This window comes from Desulfitobacterium dichloroeliminans LMG P-21439 (assembly GCF_000243135.2).
In the GTDB taxonomy this organism is placed as follows: Bacteria; Bacillota; Desulfitobacteriia; order Desulfitobacteriales; family Desulfitobacteriaceae; genus Desulfitobacterium; species Desulfitobacterium dichloroeliminans.
Window position 1 is genome coordinate 119,402 of sequence record NC_019903.1, and the last position, 21,469, is coordinate 140,870.

The following is a 21,469-nucleotide window of genomic DNA, read 5'->3' on the forward strand; positions in this document are numbered from 1 at the left end:
CATTGGACAATCAGATGTCTTTTATAGAAAAGCAGTTTCCTGTAAGCAAAATTAGTAAAGAGAGCTATAAAGAAAGAAAGTCATCTCAAGGTCAAACAATCACAGGGCTTGGTAAATGGTGGGGTCGGAAACCACTAATTCTAGTTCGTGCCGCTATTTTGGGATGTCTTATGCCTTCCAGTGATAATCCAAAGGCAGATATGGATATTTTCTTGAAAATATTGTCTATGGATAATGAAGGACTTCTTGATAGAAAACAAAAAACGTTATCTGCTAAAGCTCTCTTTGAAATAGCTCAGAATAATAAGCATTTCAGACAGTATTTGAACGACTGGTTTGAATTGGATGGGGCTCGTGTGAAAATCCGAGATGGACAAGATAAGAACGACATTGAGACTCGTTTATTTAAAACACTAGGCTATGATGAAAAGATAAAACATTGTATAAGACCAGAACAACATGTTGCTCTACGAAAAGATAGTTGGAATGCAATAAACCATTATCTTGGGACTAACGCAAAATCATTGAATGAACTTATTGAGCAGCTCTCAATAAAGCGGTATGGAAGAAGGATTGCTGTAGGTGATTGCTTTTGTGGAGGAGGCTCAATTCCATTTGAGGCTGCACGTATGGGCTTTGATACTTATGCATCCGACTTAAATCCAATTGCCGGACTTCTTACCTGGGCAAGCATTAATATCTCCGGTGCAGATAAAAAAGAATTGAAGGAAATTGAGGACTTCCAGAATAGAGTTTATAAGATCGTCAATGAAGAGATTTGTGAACTTGGCATTGAGCATAATGAGAGAGGAGATAGAGCGCTTTCATATCTTTATTGCGTAGAAACAACTTGTCCAGAGTGCGGAATAGTAGTCCCTTTATTGCCTTCATTAGTAGTTGGAATCCGCGCTGGAAAAGTTGTTGCTAAGCTTGTTCCTGATGGAAACCGGTACAACATCACAATACACCCGGATGCAAATGCAATGGAAATGAAAGAAGCATCAAATGGTACAGTCACTCCAAAGGGATTAGTATGTCCAAACTGTGAGAAGATGACACCAATTTCTGTTCTTCGTAAAGACCGAAATGACGAGAATGGGAATTCAATTTATGGACTACGACAGTGGGGAAAAAATGAATTCGAGCCACGAAATACAGATGTTTACCGTGAACGACTGTATGCAATCCGTTATGAAACTACAGACGGAAATAGATATTATCGTGCACCAAATGAGCGAGATTTAGACAATGAGGAAAAGGTAAGAAAAATTGTTGCAGGTAATATGATTTTCTGGCAGGAAAAGGGCTTGGTGCCGAGTATGGCTATCGAAAGTGGTATGGAAACGGAACGACTATTTAAGGAACGGGGCTGGACTCATTGGAATCATTTGTTTAGTGCAAGACAACTTCTGTTACTCAGCTTATTTGAAAGACAAGTGATGAATGAGACATCTGTTTTACTTAAAGCCGTCGGAATACTAGGTATAAATAAAATTGCTGATTTTGGCTCAAAATTATGTCGGTGGAATCCTAATTGCGATAAAACTGAACAAACCTTTTATAATCAGGCATTTAATACAATGATGAATTATGGTGTTCGCAGCTTAAGTATGTTGAGCACATTATGGTTTAGGATTTCTGAACAGTACCCTATTAATAAACAGGGAACAGTAACCCTAAATGATGCTCGATCTGTCACTTCAACATGTCATCTTTGGATAACAGATCCGCCATATGCTGATGCAGTAAATTACCATGAATTATCGGAATTTTTTCTTGCTTGGGATAAAAAATTATTAATAGAGGCCTTCCCTGAGTGGTATACGGATTCTAAGCGAATTCTTGCTGTACGAGGTGATGATCATTTCTCCCATACAATGATAGAAATATATTCAAATTTGGCTGACCACATGCCCGACGATGGCATGCAGGTGGTCATGTTCACACATAGTGATCCTGCTGTGTGGGCTCAACTTGCTTTGATAATGTGGAAGTCAGGGCTCAGGGTTACTGCGGCTTGGAATATTGCAACTGAAACTGATGCCTCAGGTCTCAAAGACGGCAATTATGTTAAAGGAACTGTGCTGCTTGTATTGCGTAAGCAAACCGGAGATGACATGGCCTTCTTAGATGAAATCAACTCTGACATCCGAGCTGAAGTGAGAAACCAAATCTCAAGCATGTTGGAACTTGAAAACAAAGAAGAACCTAATTTCTCAGACCCTGACTTTGTACTTGCAGCTTACGCGGCCTCTTTAAAGGTGTTGACATCATATAAAACAATTGAAGATCTTGATTTGGATTACGAATTGAATATGGCGATTAATAATCCCACCCAGAGTAGCATTGTAAAAATAATTGAAGCCGCTAAAAAAATTGCCTATGACTGTGTCATTCCTTTGGATTTCGAAAGTTATCTGTGGAAAGACCTATCAAATGCTGAGAAATTTTATATTAAAGGACTTGAAAGTGAAAAACACGGAAATTACCAAAACAGCACTTATGAGGAATTTGCACGAGGCTTCAATACTGTTGGTTATAGCCAAATGATGGCTAGCCAAAAGGCTAATATGGCGCGTCTTAAGACTCCCGTTGAAATGGCTGGTAGGACAATTAGTGATGTACCAGATTTTGAAAACTCTCTACTCCGCACAGTATTTATGGGGATCTACACAGGGATCAAAGAAGACGAAAATCCGTCAAGAGCACTCGGCTATATAAAAAATGAATTACCGGATTATTGGGATAAACGCGACATGATCAAACAGCTGCTTAGCTTCATCAAAGATGGCAAGGACATTGATAATATGTCTCCGCACTGGGAACAAAGCGCAACAATGGCTGATTTGTTGCATTCACTTGTTACCAACGACAGCATTTAAAGGGGGAATAGTCTATGAATCGCTATTCTTCAAGGAGACATAAATTAGATCAGCAATTTTTGAAAGAAAAACTGAAAAATGCAGTATCTTACGACAGAATTGCCGGATATTTTTGCTCCTCCATTCTTGAAGTTGCTGGAGAAAGCATTGAAAACGTAGAAGGCAAAGTCCGGGTTATTTGTAATTCCGGACTTCTGCCCGAAGATATTGCAGTTGCTAATTATGCTCAAAAAATGAAACAGGAATGGTGTGAATTTTCTCCAGAAGAGAAATACACATCTCCTGAAAGCAGCAGTCGTCTTTCTACTCTTTACCACCTACTAAGCAACGGGAAGCTTGAAATTCGAGTGATTCCTGATCAAGTATTTGGCCTCATGCACGGAAAGGCCGGGGTGATCACGTATAAAGATGGCTCTAAAACCTCCTTTCTCGGGAGCATCAATGAAACAAAAAGTGCCTACACATTAAATTATGAGATGCTGTGGGAAGATGATTCAGAGGAATCCGTCCGATGGGTTCAAGATGAATTTGATTTTTTCTGGAATAGTCAATACGCTGTGAACCTAGCGGATTTTATCGTTAATGATCTCAACAGAATTTCAAAGCGTATCGTCATCGGTCTTAAAGACTGGAGAGATAATTCCGATGAAGTGGTCCCCTCAGCTGCAGTTGAAGAACCGGTATATCGAAAAGAATTCGGTCTTTGGGAACACCAAAAGTATTTTGTCGAGCTTGCTTTCAGAGAACACAAAAAGGATGGCGGCGCTCGTTACCTTCTAGCAGACCAAGTCGGGCTGGGAAAGACTCTGCAGCTTGCCATGTCAGCAAAATTAATGGCTCTCTATGGTGATAAGCCAGTTTTGATAATTGTTCCTAAAACACTTGTATGGCAGTGGCAAGACGAAATGAAGACGCTCTTGGATATGCCCAGTGCTGTTTGGACCGGTTCAGGCTGGCAAGATGAAAACGGCTATTTCTATCAAGCTGACAGTGTGAGATCCATTCTAAAATGCCCGAGACGAGTAGGTATTATCTCGCAAGGACTTGTGTCAAGAAGAACAGAGGCCGCAGATTTGCTTGCTCAGAAAGATTTTGAATGTGTCATTCTTGACGAGGCACACAGAGCTCGCCGTCGAAATCCAACCAAAGATCCTAACAAGCATAAGTCAGATCCAAACTACTTATTGCAATTTCTTAATACGATTACTTTTAAAACCAAGAGTTTGCTCTTAGCGACTGCTACTCCAGTGCAAATCAATCCAATTGAAGCCTTTGATCTTATAAATGCTTTAAGTCTCCCGACATTCAAGGTTATGGGTGATATGTATAGCGAATGGCACAAGAAACCTCAGTTGATGCTTGATATGGTTTGCGGGAAAGAGCCTTATCCGGAGAGCGAAATTACAATGTGGGATATCATTCGAAATCCCCTACCCACAAAAACTTCATCAGCTCAAGATAGAGTAAATCGCATTCGAGACAGGCTTGATATTTCCGATAAAACCTATGTCTTGCCTGCTGATTATTTCGCTTCACTTTCGGGCTCAAAAAAAGATAGCATCCGGACTTTATATACCACAGACGAATTTATAGCAAATTACAATCCATATATTCGCCATATCGTGAGACGAACAAGGGATTTTCTTGAGAACACAATCAATCCTGCCAGCGGAGAGACTTATCTTAAAAAAATATTGGTCGAACTATATGGCGAGGGCGACGATGGTGCAATCCCCCTAGAAGGATATTTGAGGCAAGCCTACTCAAAGGCACAGGAATTTTGCTCCTTACTTTCATCCCGCGTTAAGGCGGGTGGTTTTATGTCGACACTGATATTGAAACGTATTGGAAGCACGATTATCGCCGGTGATAATACAGCGAAGAAAATGCTCGCATGGACAGAAGCTGGGAAAGAAATATTGCAAGATGAATTTGATGTAATTTTTGAGGAAGACGATGATTTTGAAGAAAGTGTTAGCGAGGTAAAGAATCTTACGGATGCGGAAACCGAATGTCTTCGCGAACTCGTAAAAATGCTGTCTCTTAACCATGATAATGATCCTAAGTATATCAAAGTCCTCGATATTTTAAGCAATGGCATTGATGAAACTGATAAGCCTTGGAAGGATAGCGGCTGCATCATATTCTCGCAATACTATGATAGCGCTTACTTTGTAGCTGAAAAGCTATCAAAAGATTTATCCGATGACGTGATAGGTCTTTATGCCGGCGGAGATAAATCTGGCTATTTTTTAAACGGTACTTTTCACAAAGACTCAAAGGATAGCATCAAGGCCAAGGTAAAAAACCATGAAATAAAGATCCTCGTCGGGACTGATGCAGCGAGCGAAGGACTTAACCTTCAGACACTCAGTACACTGATTAACCTTGACTTACCTTGGAATCCGACAAGGCTAGAGCAAAGAAAAGGCCGAATCCAACGTATTGGCCAAGTTGCTCCCAAAGTAAAAATTTTCAACATGAGATATAAAGATTCTGTTGAGGATAAGGTCCACACTGTATTATCGGCCAGACTAAAAAGCATCAAGGATATGTTCGGGCAAATCCCAGACACCTTAGAAGATGTGTGGATCGACGTTGCTTTGAATAACATCGAAGAGGCAAAAGAGCGCATCGATAGAGTTCCGGACCAAAATCCATTTACTATTAAGTACGAGACCAAAATACCTGCAACGGAAGATTGGGAAGCAAGTACATTTGTCCTGGATCACGATGAAAAGTTGAAGCAGTTGTTGATTGGATGGTAGGAAATATAAGAATTTCCATCGCGATTACAATTGAGAAAGTGGGAGGCTGAAATGAAGCGAGATATGGACCTTGTTCGCCTGATATTGCTGGAGATTGAAAATAAATATCGATCAACAGCCATCTACGATTTGGTTATTGAGGGATATGATACTGAGACGGTTGCTTATCACTGCAAAATATTATACGAAGCAGGATTGATTTCAAATTATAAAGCCCAATATGCTGACAACGAAATCTATGGATTTGGTGTCGGTTCCCTAACTTGGGATGGAAATGACTTCCTAGAAAAAATTCGGGACGATTCTCAGTGGAAGAAAGTCAAGGATACAATTACCCAAAAAGGGTTGCCAATGGTCATAGAAACGATTAAATCGGTTGCAAATGCCTTTATTTCTGCAGCTGTTGAAGGGATAACAAATTCTATACTAAAGGGGTAATCCGATTGTCTAACATGCAAATCATTCTCATATATGAATTGCAGCCAGAGGATAGTCAGGGAGAACTTTTCAAGAGGTGAATTAATGAATAATCAACCATACATCTGCAAGGTCCATATCGAAAATTTCAGAAATTTTCGCCGTGCTGAATTCTGGCTCAACGAAAAACAAGTTGTCATTGGTGAAAATGCGGTTGGAAAAAGCAACCTGTTATATGCGTTGCAGTTAATACTTGACCCGACGCTCTCTGACAAAGACCGTATGCTTGAGGAATCCGATTTTTGGGAAGGTTTGGATGACCCAATGACAAATGGGGAGCAGATTCTTATTGAGCTTTGGTTCGCAAACTTTGAAGGAAACAAGAATGTGCTTGCACAATTGACCGATGCAACCGTAATGCTTGATGAGAAAGAAGCACTAAAGCTTACATACAAATTCTATCCCTATCGAAAAGTTGGCGAAACAAACGAGTATAGCTTTATTATTTTTAAAGGTGATGACGAAAACCGCCGATTCTCCTATGACGATAGGAAATTCCTGAACATTCGTGTTATCAAGGCAATTCGTGATGTTGAATCCGAGATGCGTAATTCGAAAACATCACCGTTGACGCAGATCATCAAGCAGAAATATACAATAAGCAAGGACGTGCTTGCCGAAATTTCTCACGCACTTGAAGAAAAAGGTGCAGATACTCTTAAAATAGGTCAAGTTGAAGATCTTGAATCGCGAATTCAGAAGTTGCTCAATCAAATGGTGTCGTTTAGCCAAGATCAATTTGGTGTTTCTTTAAAAACGATAAATATTGACGCGACTAAGCTTCTTTATGCTTTGCGCCCATTGATTGATAACCGGGAATCAGGAAACACCAGTCTTGGAATAAACAATCTACTCTATATAGCTCTTATTCTTCTGTTGATTGAGGATGAAACGATAAAGACATATCTACCAAAAGAGCTTTATGAAGAATTAATTGAAAAGGACGAAAGCGATCTTATCGAGAGTTGTTATTCTGAGGTGGAAGAAATCAATGGGTACGCTTTGAATGATAACGTATTGACTAATTGTGAGAAAAGGGACGAGCTCTACGATTTCATGTCTGAAACTATTCCGACAGCAAATGGCGTAACCATTCTTGCGGTTGAAGAACCAGAGGCGCATCTACACCCAATATATCAACGATTGCTTTATCGTCATGTGATGAATAGGTCAAGCGCCTCCGTCATTATTACAACGCATTCAACACATATTTCATCCGTCGCGCCGATCACCTCAATAGTTCATTTGATCTCTAAAAGAAATAGTACTAGCGTAAAGACAACAGCTCGGCTCGAGCTTGATGATTCTGATTTTTCTGATTTAGAAAGATATATAGACGTTAAGCGTGGAGAAATATATTTGGCCAAAGGCGTCATTTTTGTCGAAGGTGTTTCAGAGGAATATCTGATTCCCAGTTTTGCAAAGGCTATGGGTTATGAGATAGACCGTTTGGGCATTGTGGTTTGTAATGTCAATTCAACAAATTTTGAACCATATCGTCAATTTGCTGAATCATTAGGCGTGCCATATATTATCGTGACGGATGGAGATTATTACCACCGGGTTGAAGGGAAAATTAAGTACGGGGATTTGGCCTCGGAAGATGATGTCGGATACGGGTATGCCGGTATTGATCGCTCAACAAAATTCTCGGGCATTGCCGACATAATAGAGGCTTATGTGGCTTCGGAATACGAAGAAGGAATAACCTTTGATGATTTGGAAATTGAAGATCAGATTGAGTTCTTTCAAATCAGAGGAATCTTCATCGGAATGCATACTTTTGAAGTTGATATTTTCTGCCAATGCGGATCTGCAACCACAACAGAGGGACAGATTATATGTCGTGTTTTTGATGAATTAACAGCAGGAGGACTGCAGCAGAAGCAGAATTTCAAGGATAGGATGTCCAATGGCGAATATAATAAATGCTTGGCACAAATTGAATCTTCTCATAGTCAAATCGGTAAAGGACGATTTTCGCAGCGTCTTTCTTCGTATGCGACGCGCTCTATGGTACCTGACTACATAGAGGCAGCTATCAATAAGATAATCGAACTTGTGAGGAGCAGGACAAATTGAACGATTATTTCAAGCAAAAATTGACGGAGGTCACCAACGACTCAGAACAGCTTCGTGCATACACTTCGACTGACAGCACGGTTGTAATCGCTGGCCCTGGGAGTGGAAAGACAACAGTGTTGACGTTAAAAGTCATACGTCTCTTAGATGATATAATTGCTGAACCAAGAGGTTTGGCTTGTTTGACATACAGCACTGAGTCAGCCCGAGAATTCAAAACAAGGCTTTCAAAATTGGGACTAAGGGGACGCAAGAATGTTTTTTTGGGTACAGTCCACAGTTTTTGCTTGGCGGAAATTCTAACGCCTTTTGCTAAACTTTATCCAAAGTACGAAATCCCAAATCCAATAAGGATTATTTCGGAAGCAGAAAAAAAGAAGTTATTTGACTCTGTTAACCCACCTGGTGGTACTTCAATAACGGAGATGGATAAGGAGCGAACTCGCAATATACGAGGTATAAGCCGAGTTGCTCTTGAAAGTTATGAAGTTGCCCTTCAAACAGCTATTTCGTTCGAAGAAGCATTACAAAAAAGCGGATTCATTGATTTTATCAGCATGGTTAAATTTTCTGTCGAACTTATACAAAACGAATCTTTCGTGCGAAAAGCTATTGAGGCAAAATTCCCGTGGTTTGTCATTGATGAATATCAGGATTTAGGCAGACCATTGCACGAAATAGTTTTGTCTTTGCTAGATAAGTCGAATATTAAGATATTTGCTGTAGGTGATGCCGACCAATCGATATATGATTTTCAAGGCGCAGCTCCAGATTACCTTGATGAGCTCTCACAAAGAGATGGTATCAAATGTATTCGCTTGTTAAACAACTATCGAAGCGCACAGACTATCGTAAATGCGTCGGAATATGTATTGAACAGCCGACGTGGGTATGTGGCATCAGGCGCATTGAGAGAGTATCCTGCCACAATGGATTTTATTGAGTGTGATGCCGGTATGGATGAACAGTATCAACAAACAGTTGAACTGGTTCGACGATTTCATTCAGAAGAAATTCCTTACCACGAAATCGCAATACTTGTTGGTAAGAACGATGAAGTGAAAGCATTGAAAGACCAGTTTGAAAAACAAGGAATCCCTGTATATTTAGCACGGCAGGACTTCAGGAATACCGAATCTATATTTTGGCTTCAAAGCTGTGCATCGTGGTTAGAGGACAAAGCTACGGCTTCATTTGACGAAATTAGTCAGAAGTGGATAGGTTTTTTATCGCACAAACAGGCAGTCGCAAATTCTGATGATTATGATTTACTTTTGCGTCGGACACTTTTGAAAGTATTGGAAACAAGTAAGCAGTATAAAGACAATCTCTTTGAATGGCTCATGTATTTATTGAATGAACTCGATTTTCAAAATGTATTTGATGGTTCAGAACGTTACCCTGATGAAATCAAAAATCTCAAGAGTTTGATTCGAGTTGCAAAACAGACTGAACCAGTATTGACAATTGGGTTCATAGCACGACTTGGAGTACCCGACAATCAAGTGGTTTTATCGACGAGACATAGTGCAAAGGGACTAGAATTTGATGTGGTAATGATGCTTGGCATGGAGAAGGACAGTTTTCCAAATTACTACGATACAACTCAACGGCGGATTGATGAAGCTCGAAGACTTTGTTTTGTGGCTGTAAGCAGGGCTAGAAAAGCGTGTATCTTGCTCAGGTCAAAACAATTGCCAAACAAATATGGCAAATGGTATTCAAAAGATCCATCACCGTTTTGGATAACACTTAAAGAATTTCATGATGCTAACGGATTGAGTACGTATGATGCCGATTGAATCGAGTGAAACGTAATTGGCAAGCAATGCAAGTGTTTATACACTTGGAGAATGTAGGGAACTTTGCATAAATGGTCAACTCCTTTATGGTGATTCTAACCATTTTGCACAAAGTTTCTTAAATCCTCAAGGACTATAACCAAATTTGTTATTTGAGGACGTAGACATAGTTGAGCGCCTTTCATTACATCCGATGGCCATCTGGAAAACCAGATAATTGCTTATCAAAGCACCATAGATTATGAGTTTTATCAGAGTTTTGATTCTTTCCGTAGACTATTTATGTAAATGAGGGTTTCCCCTCATTTTTTGCTTCTCAACTTTACCTCAAATCTAATATCCATCTTATACCCGTTTTAACCGGAGAGTCAGTGGGGTTATCCACCATGACCTCGTGAAAAATTGGATATGCTTCTAAATTTTTGCCTACTGTCGATAGGTGTCCTCTTAACAGTATTATTGCCTTTGTCGCAATATAGTTTGGTGCAACTCCAATGCAATCCAGTAAGACCGTATTGCCACCATAGGAGAGATGTCCGGCAATCGCGGCTTTTAGAGCAATAGGATTTGTATTGCCTCCGACCTTTAATGTTACTTTTCTTCCGATAGAATTATTCTCCATCGTATTGGCCTCCTTCATCATCTTTTAATAATTTGGGTATGGTTAAAGTCTATTAAAAGATTTTTTAGAAAATCAAGTTATTTTTTAAAAAAACTTCTTAAAAAATAAAAATTAATCTTGACTTGATTTTCTGTGAAATCATTTTATACAGTAAAAATGTGGTTAACACTTTTTAAAGATGATGAAGGAGGTATGGAAATTTAAAGATAACGAAGGAGATTTATTCTACTTGTACTGTATAAATTACAGTATTCTTTTTGGGCTAAGCTATTAGCCTAGAACACAATATCGTTTCTATATCTAGGGCGAAGAAGCGTGCGTGTATTTTTGTACTGCGATGTCATCGTAGTATTCTATCTGAACAAATTTAGCCCTATATTTTTATATTCTTTTTACATTGTTTTGTCTGGTGTCCGTATTAACGGGGCGACAGCCCCGTTAATACGGACACCCCATTATGCCAAAAAAGGAGGTGATAATATGGCCAGACACAATTTGGGATACCAGTTTCAAACGGCCATCGATTCGGCATTTAGGCCGGGTCTAGATAAACATGCAGCAAAGCATACTGGTGATTCTATAGATAAAGTTTGCAGTTTTAGTGAAAAAAAGAACCTGCAAGAAGTATCTTATCAAATTGCGAGGTATATGAAAGATCATTACCCAGATATCAAAATGATAAAGGATATCAACCCAGATCATGTTCAGAGCTATTTAAATCAAAAAAGTACAACATGCAGCACAGCAACTCTGGGAAACTTTGTTTCACGCATTAATAAACTCGAAAAACTATGTCAGAGTAAATTTAAAATATCAACAAATTGGGAAAAGAACATTCTCACTCCTCAAAGTCAAAAAACCGTGAGGAACGAGAAATTGAGAATTCAAACGATGGAGAAGAAAGATTTGGACAAGATATTAGATTATGGATATCGATATAGCAAATCTAAGGCAATCGTAGCCATTGATCTTGCCTATAGATATGGGCTGAGAGACGCCGAAATCGCAGATCTTAAAGTGAAAAACGTGAATTGGGAAAAGAACACTCTCGAAGTTATAGGAAAAGGTGGAAGGCGAAGAGAGTTAACAATAAAACCCGAAGACATGGAATTTATGAAAACACTATGTCGAAATAAAAAATCCGATGAAAGATTAATCGGAATCCGTAAGGATTCAATTAATAAACAGCTGAATCGAATCATGGAAAAACTGAACCTGAAGAAGAAATATCCCGTAACTGGGATACATGCCATCCGTAAACTTAAAGCACAGGAGCTATGGGATATGAAAAGAGCTCAAGGCTCTTCCAAGAAAGAAGCCATGGATTATGTAAGCAACTACTTGGGACACGGCAGGGGCCGATATGATGTGCTAAACACGTATGTGCAAACACAGAATTAGGGGCTGTAAGCATTTGGGCTTATGGTATGTCATAAACAAGTGATTATTTAAGTGATAGTCATTCCCGGGCTAAAGGGCAGAAGGTATCCAAATAATTTTGGATACCTTCTGCCCTTTTCGTCATTCCATTTTTAGAAGTACCGCCAGTGTCGTTGTTCTTCTATACACCGACTTACCTGACCCATACATATAAGCAAAAGAACAGCCGCCAAGCAGTTCCTTAAACATTTCTTTAAACGATTACTTTATAGTTCGCTTTAATAAAAATGTTTTTAATCTTGCTCTCTACTTCATTACGTCCAGCCAGAATGAGTAATATGTCTGGTTTATTTTTTACAAAGTCATACATAAATTTTAATAACTCTTCATCGTACGCTTGACAGTCATCAACTAGAAACACAAGTTGCCAATCTTTGGCATTTAGATCATTAGGTGCTGGGTTCCTACCCATTCCTTGGGCTCTCTCTAGAAGAGTATTTGTCCAGAGTATATTTTCGAGTTCTTTATAGGAATTAGATACTCTACTTTCCTTAATAAAAACTGCGCAATTACCAAGGGACTCTTGCCTCTTTTGCTCGGCTAAAAGCTCGCGCGTTTTCCCTATTCCCTCAGGACCTAATATAACAGTAACTCTTTTTTCAATATCATTGTCGTAATTTAACATAGTATTACTACTCCTTTATATTTATTTTTATCAGCGTAAGCGCTTGAGATTCTCTCAAGAATTATTTCATTTATTTTAAGACACCCCCCATTTATTAAAAAGTTGTGCGGCTAAAAATATCGACTATTGCTACTAGCCCGATTGAAGTTTCAACCGCGAAAGATTAGATTTTTGTAGTTTCAACAACTACTTCCACCACCTCCTTTCCTTTTCTGCAAAGAACAAAAATATTGATCACCCACAGGCAGCTTTTTTTGGGCAAATTTTGCACCTTTGTCTACCTTACGAAGATGATTGTCCCCTTTGCTAACTTTTCTAGCACTTACCTTACAAGGTAGTGTTTTAATATGATTTTGCAACTCAATAAACTCAGCAGATTGGGTAAAAGCATTTTCCTCTTGCAAATCGCGTGTTAGAGCATTAATTGATTGTACTAGGGTTAATAAATCTGACCTTATCTCAATGGCTATGATTTCTTGCCACAATTGATTACCGGAATCCGGTAAGTATAATAATGCATTACTACAAGCTATCACCTCAGCTTTAATACTACTCTCGGTTACTCCACTTCCATATCCATATTCGGGAAGAGAGTTATCGCAATTTAGAAACCGCTTAAAACACCAACCAAATTTCTTTTCTTTGAAAGCCCCGTCGCAATAAACAATCAATTTTGTACCCACTTTCATGTTATCCCTCCTGTCTATTTTAAGTTTTTGTTATGTCTTAATCTTCTATAAGAGACATTCGAAGATAATGTATAAATAAACTAACTATAAGAGACGGATTTTCCACCTTATTAATGATTAAAGCAACTCCCAGAACTAAAGTTCCAAAAGTTGCTTCAAAGGTTTTATTTGTTTATTCAATTTATTTACTAAGGGCATTTTAATCAACCCCAATCAATAGATTATTCTTTGGCTAAATTGACTTTTCTGTCTAATATATCTATTAAATTTCAGTTTAATTTATCAGTTAATCCATATATTATCAGATATTATTTATTTAGTCCAACGAATTTCTATATTTTCTCATTTTGATTTTTTCGATTTAATTAAAAAGCTAGATTAGGGCATGCGGGTTAATGCTAAAGTACCTATACCACTTTCCGCTATATTGCTCGCCTCTAAGATCATAATTTAGAAATATTCTAAAATTTGATTTCCGCAGAATTTTTCAGTAATCTTAAACTTAATAAAGGATTTATTAAAATTAATACTTGATTTTCATGAAAATCATCTTCTAGTATACCTATAAACCAGACTACGAATAAGGAGATGATGACACAATGAAAAGAAAAATTCCCATTGATGGCTTAAATACTTTTGGGCCGAAAGAAAAGGAAGAAATAAAAAAACCTAAACCCAAAAAACCACCACAACTCCAAAAGAAAATTCACTACCGAAAATGGGGAGACGCGGGAGTGGGAATCGAAATATCGAACTATTGGGTTTTTCGATTGGTGATTAACGGGATCACTATTGATGAAAAGGATTTCGAAAAGCTGTTCCCCACGATTTATAAACAATTCAATGTCCGGACAGAGCTTAAAACTAATCCCAAAACTGGTGATTTCCAAAATACCATTTATCTCTATTTCCCACGGCAGATGCTAGAAGATATGGAAATCAGAATAATCTATCGTGACCTTAAGAAAAAGATGCTTCAACATATTTATGACTTAACAGTAGATAAAGAAGACGTCTAAACGGTTCCAGTTCATATTTTTGTGGTTGGCGGTTTGGAATATAAGCCGCCAACCTACCAAGTCCTTATCTAATACATAGCAGAGTGCACCTGCTTTTTTTAATGATAAGGAGTGATTCTATGAATAACATAAACTATAAAATGGTTCATTGCTATACAGTGCCTCAGGTGGCTATATTACTAAAGGTCAAAAAGACCTACGTCTATGATCTAATTAACTCTAATCAACTGCCTGCAATAAGATTGTCCGAAAGAAGATATAGAATTTCCGAGCAGGCATTAATGGAATTTTTAAAGGGAAAATCAGAGTGGATGGAGAATACTGACAATGTTATCCATGCCCCTGTGAGGGGGTAAAATAAATGCCAACGATTCGACAACGTGGTAAGAACAAGTACCAAATTGAATTTTTCTTGACAGTTCGAAAGGATGGTGGAAATAAAAAGGTTCGCCATTATGAGACTTTTCACGGTACGGAAGCCAAAGCAAGAGAGTATTCCTATAAACGACAGGCAGAACTTAAAAGCAAAAACCTGCCTAACTCTTGTGGCATGACTATGGGAGAACTTTTTCAGAGGTTTCTGCAATACAAAAAAACAAGAATTGAGCGGAGCACCTACGAGAAATATGAAAGCCATATAAGAAAACTTACCGAGCTTTTGGGTCACCTTTTTATAGCATCATTGGATTCATTGCAAATTGAAGAAAAGCTTCTTCTTTTGGATCAAGGCAACCTATCTGCACGAACTATCAAAAACTATTACACTACTCTGCGCACCATTACAAAATGGGGCCTTAAGAAAAAGTATCTAGCAGAGGATGTCATGGATGGACTTGAACCACCAATGGTTAGGCACAAAAAAAGGGACATACTAAACCCAGAAGAGTTGAAACTTTTTATCGAAACAGCAAAAAATTATAAGCTTTATCTTCCTCTTAAAATACTTGCGATCACTGGAATGCGTGTGGGTGAAGTGATGGGACTAAAGTGGAAGTCTGTATCCTTCGAAGACAGTCAGATAAAAATTGTGGAGGCAGTCAGTTCAAATTCAGGATATCTTAAGGATACCAAGACTCAAGGAAGTAAAAGGGAACTTCGCTTGGACACTGAAACTATGGCCGAGTTAAAAGAGCATAAATTGGCAATGGCAAAGTGTAACAGAGCAAAAGATGATGATTTTGTTTTCCAAAGAGAAACCTCAAATGATTTCCTTGGCTACCAAAATATTTTCCGAACAAAAAACAGAATCCTGAAGAGGGCTGGCCTCAGGAATATTCGTATCCACGATTTAAGACACGGAGTTGGTTCGATCTTACTGGATAAAGGTGCTTCAATTACAACAGTGGCCGAACAATTAGGACAGGTCCCCGCTACAACGGCTGGTAACTATAGCCACTCCCTCAAAAAGGGCCAGAGTATTTTGGATGTCTTGTGATTTTTGTAGCGGAAAAAATTCCGTCAGGATTCCGTCAGAAGCCTGCAAATCCAGATATACCAAGGGTTTAGAAGGTAGAGAAAATAGGTTCGAGTCCTCTCAAACCCACCATATGTAGAACATAAGAACCATGTAATCCCTTGACGGATTACATGGTTCTTTTTTATCGGGTGAAGTTTACACAGAGATAGTGCAGTGCAGGGAATCCGGATCAATTTCAAAAGGCCTTCATTCCATAATGCTAGTTTAATATGGTTAAGATATAATAGAGGTATGTTCTTCCAGTGCGATAAAAGAATATGTGAATAGAACTAAAATTTGCGGAGGTTTTATGAAACTCACCAAAGAGGAAAAATCTTGGATTTTATATGACTGTGGCAATTCGGCCTATAGTATGGCAGTGACCACCGCTCTGTTACCTGTGGTCTTCGGCATGTTTAATAACGTGAATAGTAGCATGAATCTCGGTTATTTTAATTCCATAGCCAGTATACTGGTGGCGGTACTTAGCCCTATTTTAGGGACTATTGCTGATTATAAGGACAAGAAGAAGCGTTTTTTCATCTTTTTTGCCCTTCTGGGTATGCTTTTTACCGCCACTTTAGCCTTTGTGCCCCCGGCAAGCGGGCTGTGGCAGTTGCTTGCGGTTTTCTATATCCTTTCCGCCATCGGGTTTGCCGGAGCGAATATTTTTTATGACTCATTTTTAGTAGATGTCACCACCGATGAGCGCATGGATAAGGTTTCGACGCGTGGATTCGCGTTCGGTTATATTTCCAGTGTTATTCCTTTCGGCATCAGTCTAGCTTTAATTTTCTTCATGGGAATGGACAAAGCTCTAGGCTATCAGGTGGGATTTATCATTACAGCCATTTGGTGGGGGTTGTTAACACTCCCGTTAATTCGCAATGTAAGGCAAATCCATTTTATTGAGCCTGAACCTCAGCCGGTCATCAACAGCTTTAAAAGGCTAGGGGAGACATTCAGAAATATTAGGCAGCATAAGATTGTTTTTGTTTTCTTGCTGGCGTATTTTCTCTACATCGATGGTGTGGATACGATTATAAAAATGGTTGTACCTTATGCCCTAGGAGTATTAGGTAACAATGCCCTCGATACCTTTACCTTGCTCGGCATATTATTGGTCATCCAGATTATCGCCTTTCCCTGTGCCATACTTTATGGGAATCTGGCGCAAAGATTTTCCGCACGGACTATGATTATCGTCGGTATCACAACCTATATTATCGCATGTTTTGCTGCATTCTTCATTTCCTCGGTAGGGCATATCTTCATCCTCGGCGCCCTGATTGGTTCTGCCCAAGGCGGTATCCAAGCCCTGAGTCGCTCCTATTACGCCAAGATTATTCCTAAACAGAATTCCAATGAGTTTTTTGGCTTCTATAATATCTTCGGTAAGTTTGCCGCTATCATTGGACCGTTTATGATGGCCTTGACCACAACCCTGACGGGAAATCCCCGCTACAGCATTTTTGCAGTGGTTCCCCTCTTTGTCGCCGGACTTTTGGTGTTTCTGACTCTGCCTAAAGACCTAGTGGAGGTGCCGTAATGGATGCCAAACATGTGATCGTCATATCTTATGATGCCTTTTCCGAAGAGAATTGGGAAAGGGCTAAAACCTTGCCTAATATGGCCAAGCTGATTAAAGCTGGGGCCTACAGCACGAAACTAAGGAGTGTTTACCCAACCCTTACCTATACAGTTCATACCACCATAGTGACCGGTGTTTATCCGGATAAGCATGGCATTTTTCATAATAATCCTCTCCAGCCCTTTATTAGGGAAAAGGAGCAGGAATGGTTCTGGTATCGCGAGGCTATCAAAGTTCCGACCATTTATGATGCGGTTCAGCAAAAGAAGATGAGTACCGCAGGACTCCTGTGGCCTGTTTCGGGTAAATCGGCTATCAAATACAACCTGCCGGAAGTGCATGCCCTCCCGAAGGAAAACCTAGGCTTGAAGGTCTTGAAAAGCGGTAACCCTATTTTCGGTATTGGCCTCGAGCTAAAATATGGACGTTATCGAAAGGGTATTCGGCAACCCTTCTTAGATGACTTTACCACCTTATGTGCGGTGGATACCATTAAAAGAAAGAAACCCAATCTCCTCCTGCTCCATCTAATTGAACTAGACGATACCAAGCACAGATTGGGTACGGACAGTAGGGAAATCGAGACGACCCTCATACGAATGGACCAAAGGTTGGGCAAAATCAGGAGAGCCATTGAAGAAGCGGGGATGCAAGAGGATACGGTGGTCCTGATTGTTGGGGATCATGGTCAATTCAATGTGAACTATAAAGTTCATTTAAATAATATGCTGCAAGAGCAGGGACTAATTACTACAGAAAAGGGCGAAATGAAGTGGCGAGCCTATCTCCAAAGTACAGGGGGAGCGGCTTATCTCCATGTGAAGGAAGGCGATAAGGAAGCGGAAAAAATCGCCATAAACACTTTGCAAGCAGCCATGGAGAAGGAGCAATACGGGATCGAACGCATATTTTCCAGACAGGAGTTGGATAGCCTCCACGTCGAGCGTTCCATCAACACGATGATTGAAGCTAAGGTGGGATATAGCTTTGAGGACACCCTGGAAGAGCGTATCCTCCTTGATTTACGAGCAGATAACATTAAATACGCAACCCATGGCTATTCACCCGATAAGGAAAACTACCGATGTGTCTTTATTGCCTCCGGTCCTTGCATTAAAAACGATTACCCCTTGGGGGATATGGAAATGGTCGACATAGCCCCTACCATCGGAAGAGTCTTAGGGGTGGAGATGAAAAACTGTGACGGGAGAGTTTTAGAGGAAATCTTCGTTTAGATAGATCTCCGTTTAGATAGATCCCCGGCTAGATAACCCTTCGCACAAACATACCTTTTAAACATACCCCTTAGACCTACCCCTTAGACCTTATTTTCCCCCGCGCAGAATAGAACCGAGAATGCCCCGAACCAATTCTCTGCCGACTTGGCGCCCTAGAGTATCTGCAGCAGATTTGGCCATTTTTTCAATCATGGAAGCGGGCTTGCGTCCGGAGGTAGAACGTCTCCCGGAGTTAGTTCGGGACGAGGTACTTCGGGCTCTTTTTGCCTCTTGTCTGACCTCTTCTTGCTCTAGAGCCTCTGCTCGTTTAGCCTCCTGTTCTGCTCTTTTTTGCAAATGCTCGTAAGCGGAATCCCGATCGATGGTTTCTTCATATTGATCCTTAAGGGGGGACTTGGCATACTCTTTCTGACGTCTCTGTTGGGAAACCGGGCCAATCAGACTATGAGGTGGCAAGATAAAGGCTCTCTCGACAACAGAAGGGCGGCCCTTTCCATCTAAGAAAGAGACCAAAGCTTCTCCGACTCCTAGCTCGGTAATGACCTGTTCTACGGAGTAGTTAGGGTTTTGCCGGAAGGTTTCGGCGGCGGCTCGGATGGCTTTTTGGTCTTTGGGGGTGTAACCACGCAGAGCGTGCTGGACTCGGTTCCCTAATTGTCCGAGGACGCTATCGGGAATATCGATAGGATTTTGTGAGATGAAATAAACACCAACCCCTTTGGAACGGATGAGACGGACGACCTGCTCGATCTTATCCAGAAGTATTTTTGGTGCATCGTCAAATAAGAGATGGGCTTCATCAAAGAAAAAGACCATCTTGGGCTTCTCCATATCACCGACCTCGGGAAGCTCTTCAAAAAGCTCGGAAAGAAGCCAGAGCAAAAAGGTAGAATAGAGGGCCGGGGCCGAAAATAGTTTATCACTGGCAAGGATATTGATCGTTCCCAAACCATGGGGGTCGGTTTTGATTAAATCCTTGATGCCCATGGCGGGTTCACCAAAAAAGATATCTCCGCCCTGTTCTTCAATGACCAGCAAAGAACGTTGGATGGCACCGATCGATTGCCTAGAGACTGTACCATATTCCACCGTATACTCTTTGGCGTTCTCTGCTACATAAGCGAGCATGGATTTTAGATCTTTGATATCCAGAAGCAGTAAACCCATATCATCGGCGATGCGGAACACCAAATTCAAGACACCGCTTTGGACTTCATTTAGATGAAGTAATCTGGCGAGGAGAAGAGGTCCCATCTCGGAAATCGTCGTCCGAACTGGGAGGCCTTGTTCCCCAAAGACATCCCAGAACTGGACGGGGTAGCCTTGAAAGGAAAAGTTCTCTAAACCAAGCATCTGGATTCTTTCCTGCATTTTGGGCTTATCCTCGCCTGCTTCACAGATTCCTGACAGATCCCCTTTGATATCGGAAAGGAATACCGGTACACCGATGGAGCTGAAGGATTCGGCGATAACCTGGAGGGTGACTGTTTTCCCTGTACCGGTGGCGCCGGTAATCAAACCATGGCGGTTAGCCATAGCGGGTAGGAGATATTGTTCGCTAGATCCTTTAGCAATGAGCAATCCATTATCTGACATGTTGACACTCCTTTACTCATAAGTCCATTTAAGATCTTATCAGATCTTTCTATTCACTTTTAAGGTCTCTTTTAAGTCGGCTTTTATCCTTAGCTTGATTAATTAACTTCGACAGTTAAGGATAAAGTCCTACACGTTAGGATAGATTATCGTTTCCCGCTTGAGGATTTCTTAGGAACTGCTTTGGAGGGTTTAGAGTTTTGAGATTAGACTTTACGGATAATTTAAGGTATAGTAAATATATATTCTTTATAGGGATTTTTATAAGGTGCTGAGTTCTTTAAGAAGCGGGGGAACCACTTTTTGGGGTGAATCTAATCGATATAGTAGGGGCAGCTACTCCTAACCCGACAGCTAACCTCGTAAGCATAAAGCCACAAAACGTCGTGTTGGTAGCACGGCAGTTTTGTGGCTTTCAATTCATCTATATCTTTTATTCGTTCAATCCTTAGCTTATTCGTTTTATTCCTTATCCCAGATCTCTGACTCGGAGCCGGGTCCGGTGATGGTAACATTTTGCATCGAGTGGGCATAATCGTCGGTGACATGAACCTGGATGGTTCCTTGTTCATTAATAAAGCGGAAAACGCCGTTGTTGAAGTCGGTGCCTGTTTCTTTGAAGAAGATTCCTTCGTAGGTAATGTCCTTAGAGTAGTCGAAGCTGAGGCGATATTTTTCGCCTTCCTGAATGAGATAGGCTCGGACACCCTTTTGGAAATAACCTTCTTGATCTACGATGGCCCGCGCTTCAGAGATGATGTGCAGGTCGATAAAGGGAATTTCACGGAGGAGAACGTTGATAATGGAGCCTTTGGTAATCTCTTGCCAACGGTTCTGAGCTGTCTGACCAAGGATGATTTGGGTGATGTTGCTTTCCCTAGCTACCTCAGCGATGACCTTAGTGACGGGTCGCTTTTCATTATCTCTAATAATGTATTCTTCAGCATTATACTCTTTTGCTAGTTGCTTCCAACGATTAATATAGTCGGATCTTTCTGCATCGAATTCCTCAAAGGGTAAAGGGTCCACTGTGAGGATGTAGAGAGGGCAATCCAGCATACTTGCGATTTTACATCCGCGGCGAATTAAACGTTCACCATTGGGGCCATAATACACGCAGACGAGGATACCTTCATCCATACGTGTTCTTGTGGTTTTCATTTCAAACTGTTCCTCCGATTT

Annotated in this window: 16 protein-coding genes and 1 riboswitch; of the genes, 11 read left to right on the forward strand and 5 right to left on the reverse strand. The window is 40.3% G+C overall.

The genetic code is table 11. The annotated features are described in order from the left end of the window. The first annotated feature begins 2 nt into the window (after positions 1-2). The 5 genes from DESDI_RS00595 to DESDI_RS00615 all read left to right on the forward strand — a co-directional run bounded on the left by DESDI_RS00595 (position 3) and on the right by DESDI_RS00615 (position 10,011). A complete protein-coding gene (locus tag DESDI_RS00595) occupies positions 3-2,882 on the forward strand; it encodes an anti-phage-associated DUF1156 domain-containing protein (RefSeq protein ID WP_015260689.1) in 2,880 nt (959 codons plus the stop codon). A gap of 14 nt (positions 2,883-2,896) precedes the next feature. Then, positions 2,897-5,650 carry a phospholipase D-like domain-containing anti-phage protein gene (locus tag DESDI_RS00600; protein WP_015260690.1) on the forward strand — a complete coding sequence of 918 codons (2,754 nt, stop codon included), beginning with the start codon at positions 2,897-2,899 and terminating at the stop codon, positions 5,648-5,650. A gap of 51 nt (positions 5,651-5,701) precedes the next feature. Next, positions 5,702-6,088, forward strand: a complete 387-nt coding sequence (locus DESDI_RS00605) for a DUF2513 domain-containing protein (RefSeq protein WP_015260691.1) — start codon at positions 5,702-5,704, stop codon at positions 6,086-6,088. An 84-nt stretch (positions 6,089-6,172) separates the two neighbouring features. Beyond that, positions 6,173-8,209 carry an ATP-dependent nuclease gene (locus tag DESDI_RS00610; RefSeq protein WP_015260692.1) on the forward strand — a complete coding sequence of 679 codons (2,037 nt, stop codon included), beginning with the start codon at positions 6,173-6,175 and terminating at the stop codon, positions 8,207-8,209. Then, positions 8,206-10,011 carry an ATP-dependent helicase gene (locus DESDI_RS00615; protein ID WP_015260693.1) on the forward strand — a complete coding sequence of 602 codons (1,806 nt, stop codon included), beginning with the start codon at positions 8,206-8,208 and terminating at the stop codon, positions 10,009-10,011. Before DESDI_RS00610 ends, DESDI_RS00615 begins: the two co-directional genes overlap by 4 nt. Before the next feature lie 322 nt (positions 10,012-10,333). On the opposite strand, the gene DESDI_RS00620 is transcribed toward DESDI_RS00615, so the two are convergent. Continuing rightward, on the reverse strand, positions 10,334-10,633 hold the full coding sequence (locus DESDI_RS00620; protein ID WP_015260694.1) for a stage V sporulation protein S: 300 nt from the start codon (positions 10,631-10,633) through the stop codon (positions 10,334-10,336). Positions 10,634-11,113: 480 nt separating this feature from the next. On the opposite strand from DESDI_RS00620, the gene DESDI_RS00625 reads away from it, so the two are divergent. Continuing rightward, a complete protein-coding gene (locus DESDI_RS00625) occupies positions 11,114-12,034 on the forward strand; it encodes a tyrosine-type recombinase/integrase (RefSeq protein ID WP_015260695.1) in 921 nt (306 codons plus the stop codon). Between the two features lie 232 nt (positions 12,035-12,266). Here DESDI_RS00625 and DESDI_RS00630 read toward each other — a convergent pair whose 3' ends face one another. After that, positions 12,267-12,698 (reverse strand): P-loop NTPase family protein, encoded by a 432-nt coding sequence (locus DESDI_RS00630; RefSeq protein WP_015260696.1) that lies wholly within the window; start codon positions 12,696-12,698, stop codon positions 12,267-12,269. A gap of 179 nt (positions 12,699-12,877) precedes the next feature. Continuing rightward, positions 12,878-13,387 carry a hypothetical protein gene (locus DESDI_RS00635; protein ID WP_015260697.1) on the reverse strand — a complete coding sequence of 170 codons (510 nt, stop codon included), beginning with the start codon at positions 13,385-13,387 and terminating at the stop codon, positions 12,878-12,880. Between the two features lie 599 nt (positions 13,388-13,986). Between DESDI_RS00635 and DESDI_RS00640 the strand changes: the two genes are divergently transcribed. From DESDI_RS00640 to DESDI_RS00660, 5 genes are all read left to right on the forward strand, one after another. Further along, the gene (locus DESDI_RS00640; RefSeq protein WP_015260698.1) at positions 13,987-14,406 is read left to right on the forward strand and encodes a hypothetical protein; all 420 of its coding nucleotides are present in this window, start codon (positions 13,987-13,989) and stop codon (positions 14,404-14,406) included. 119 nt (positions 14,407-14,525) lie between these two features. Next, entirely contained in the window at positions 14,526-14,762 is a 237-nt protein-coding gene (locus DESDI_RS00645) for a helix-turn-helix domain-containing protein (protein ID WP_015260699.1), read from the forward strand. A 194-nt stretch (positions 14,763-14,956) separates the two neighbouring features. Next, positions 14,957-15,841, forward strand: coding sequence for a tyrosine-type recombinase/integrase (locus DESDI_RS00650; protein WP_242825420.1), 885 nt, complete (start codon positions 14,957-14,959; stop codon positions 15,839-15,841). A gap of 331 nt (positions 15,842-16,172) precedes the next feature. Continuing rightward, positions 16,173-17,411 (forward strand): MFS transporter, encoded by a 1,239-nt coding sequence (locus DESDI_RS00655; RefSeq protein WP_015260701.1) that lies wholly within the window; start codon positions 16,173-16,175, stop codon positions 17,409-17,411. Further along, positions 17,411-18,688 carry an alkaline phosphatase family protein gene (locus DESDI_RS00660; protein WP_015260702.1) on the forward strand — a complete coding sequence of 426 codons (1,278 nt, stop codon included), beginning with the start codon at positions 17,411-17,413 and terminating at the stop codon, positions 18,686-18,688. Before DESDI_RS00655 ends, DESDI_RS00660 begins: the two co-directional genes overlap by 1 nt. Positions 18,689-18,778: 90 nt before the next feature. Here the strand turns inward: DESDI_RS00660 and DESDI_RS00665 are convergent, their stop codons facing one another. Further along, the gene (locus DESDI_RS00665) at positions 18,779-20,287 is read right to left on the reverse strand and encodes a helicase HerA-like domain-containing protein (RefSeq protein WP_015260703.1); all 1,509 of its coding nucleotides are present in this window, start codon (positions 20,285-20,287) and stop codon (positions 18,779-18,781) included. A gap of 259 nt (positions 20,288-20,546) precedes the next feature. After that, positions 20,547-20,670, forward strand: a riboswitch (cyclic di-AMP (ydaO/yuaA leader). Between the two features lie 79 nt (positions 20,671-20,749). After that, the gene (locus DESDI_RS00670) at positions 20,750-21,448 is read right to left on the reverse strand and encodes an adenine nucleotide alpha hydrolase family protein (protein ID WP_015260704.1); all 699 of its coding nucleotides are present in this window, start codon (positions 21,446-21,448) and stop codon (positions 20,750-20,752) included. Positions 21,449-21,469: the final 21 nt, after the last annotated feature.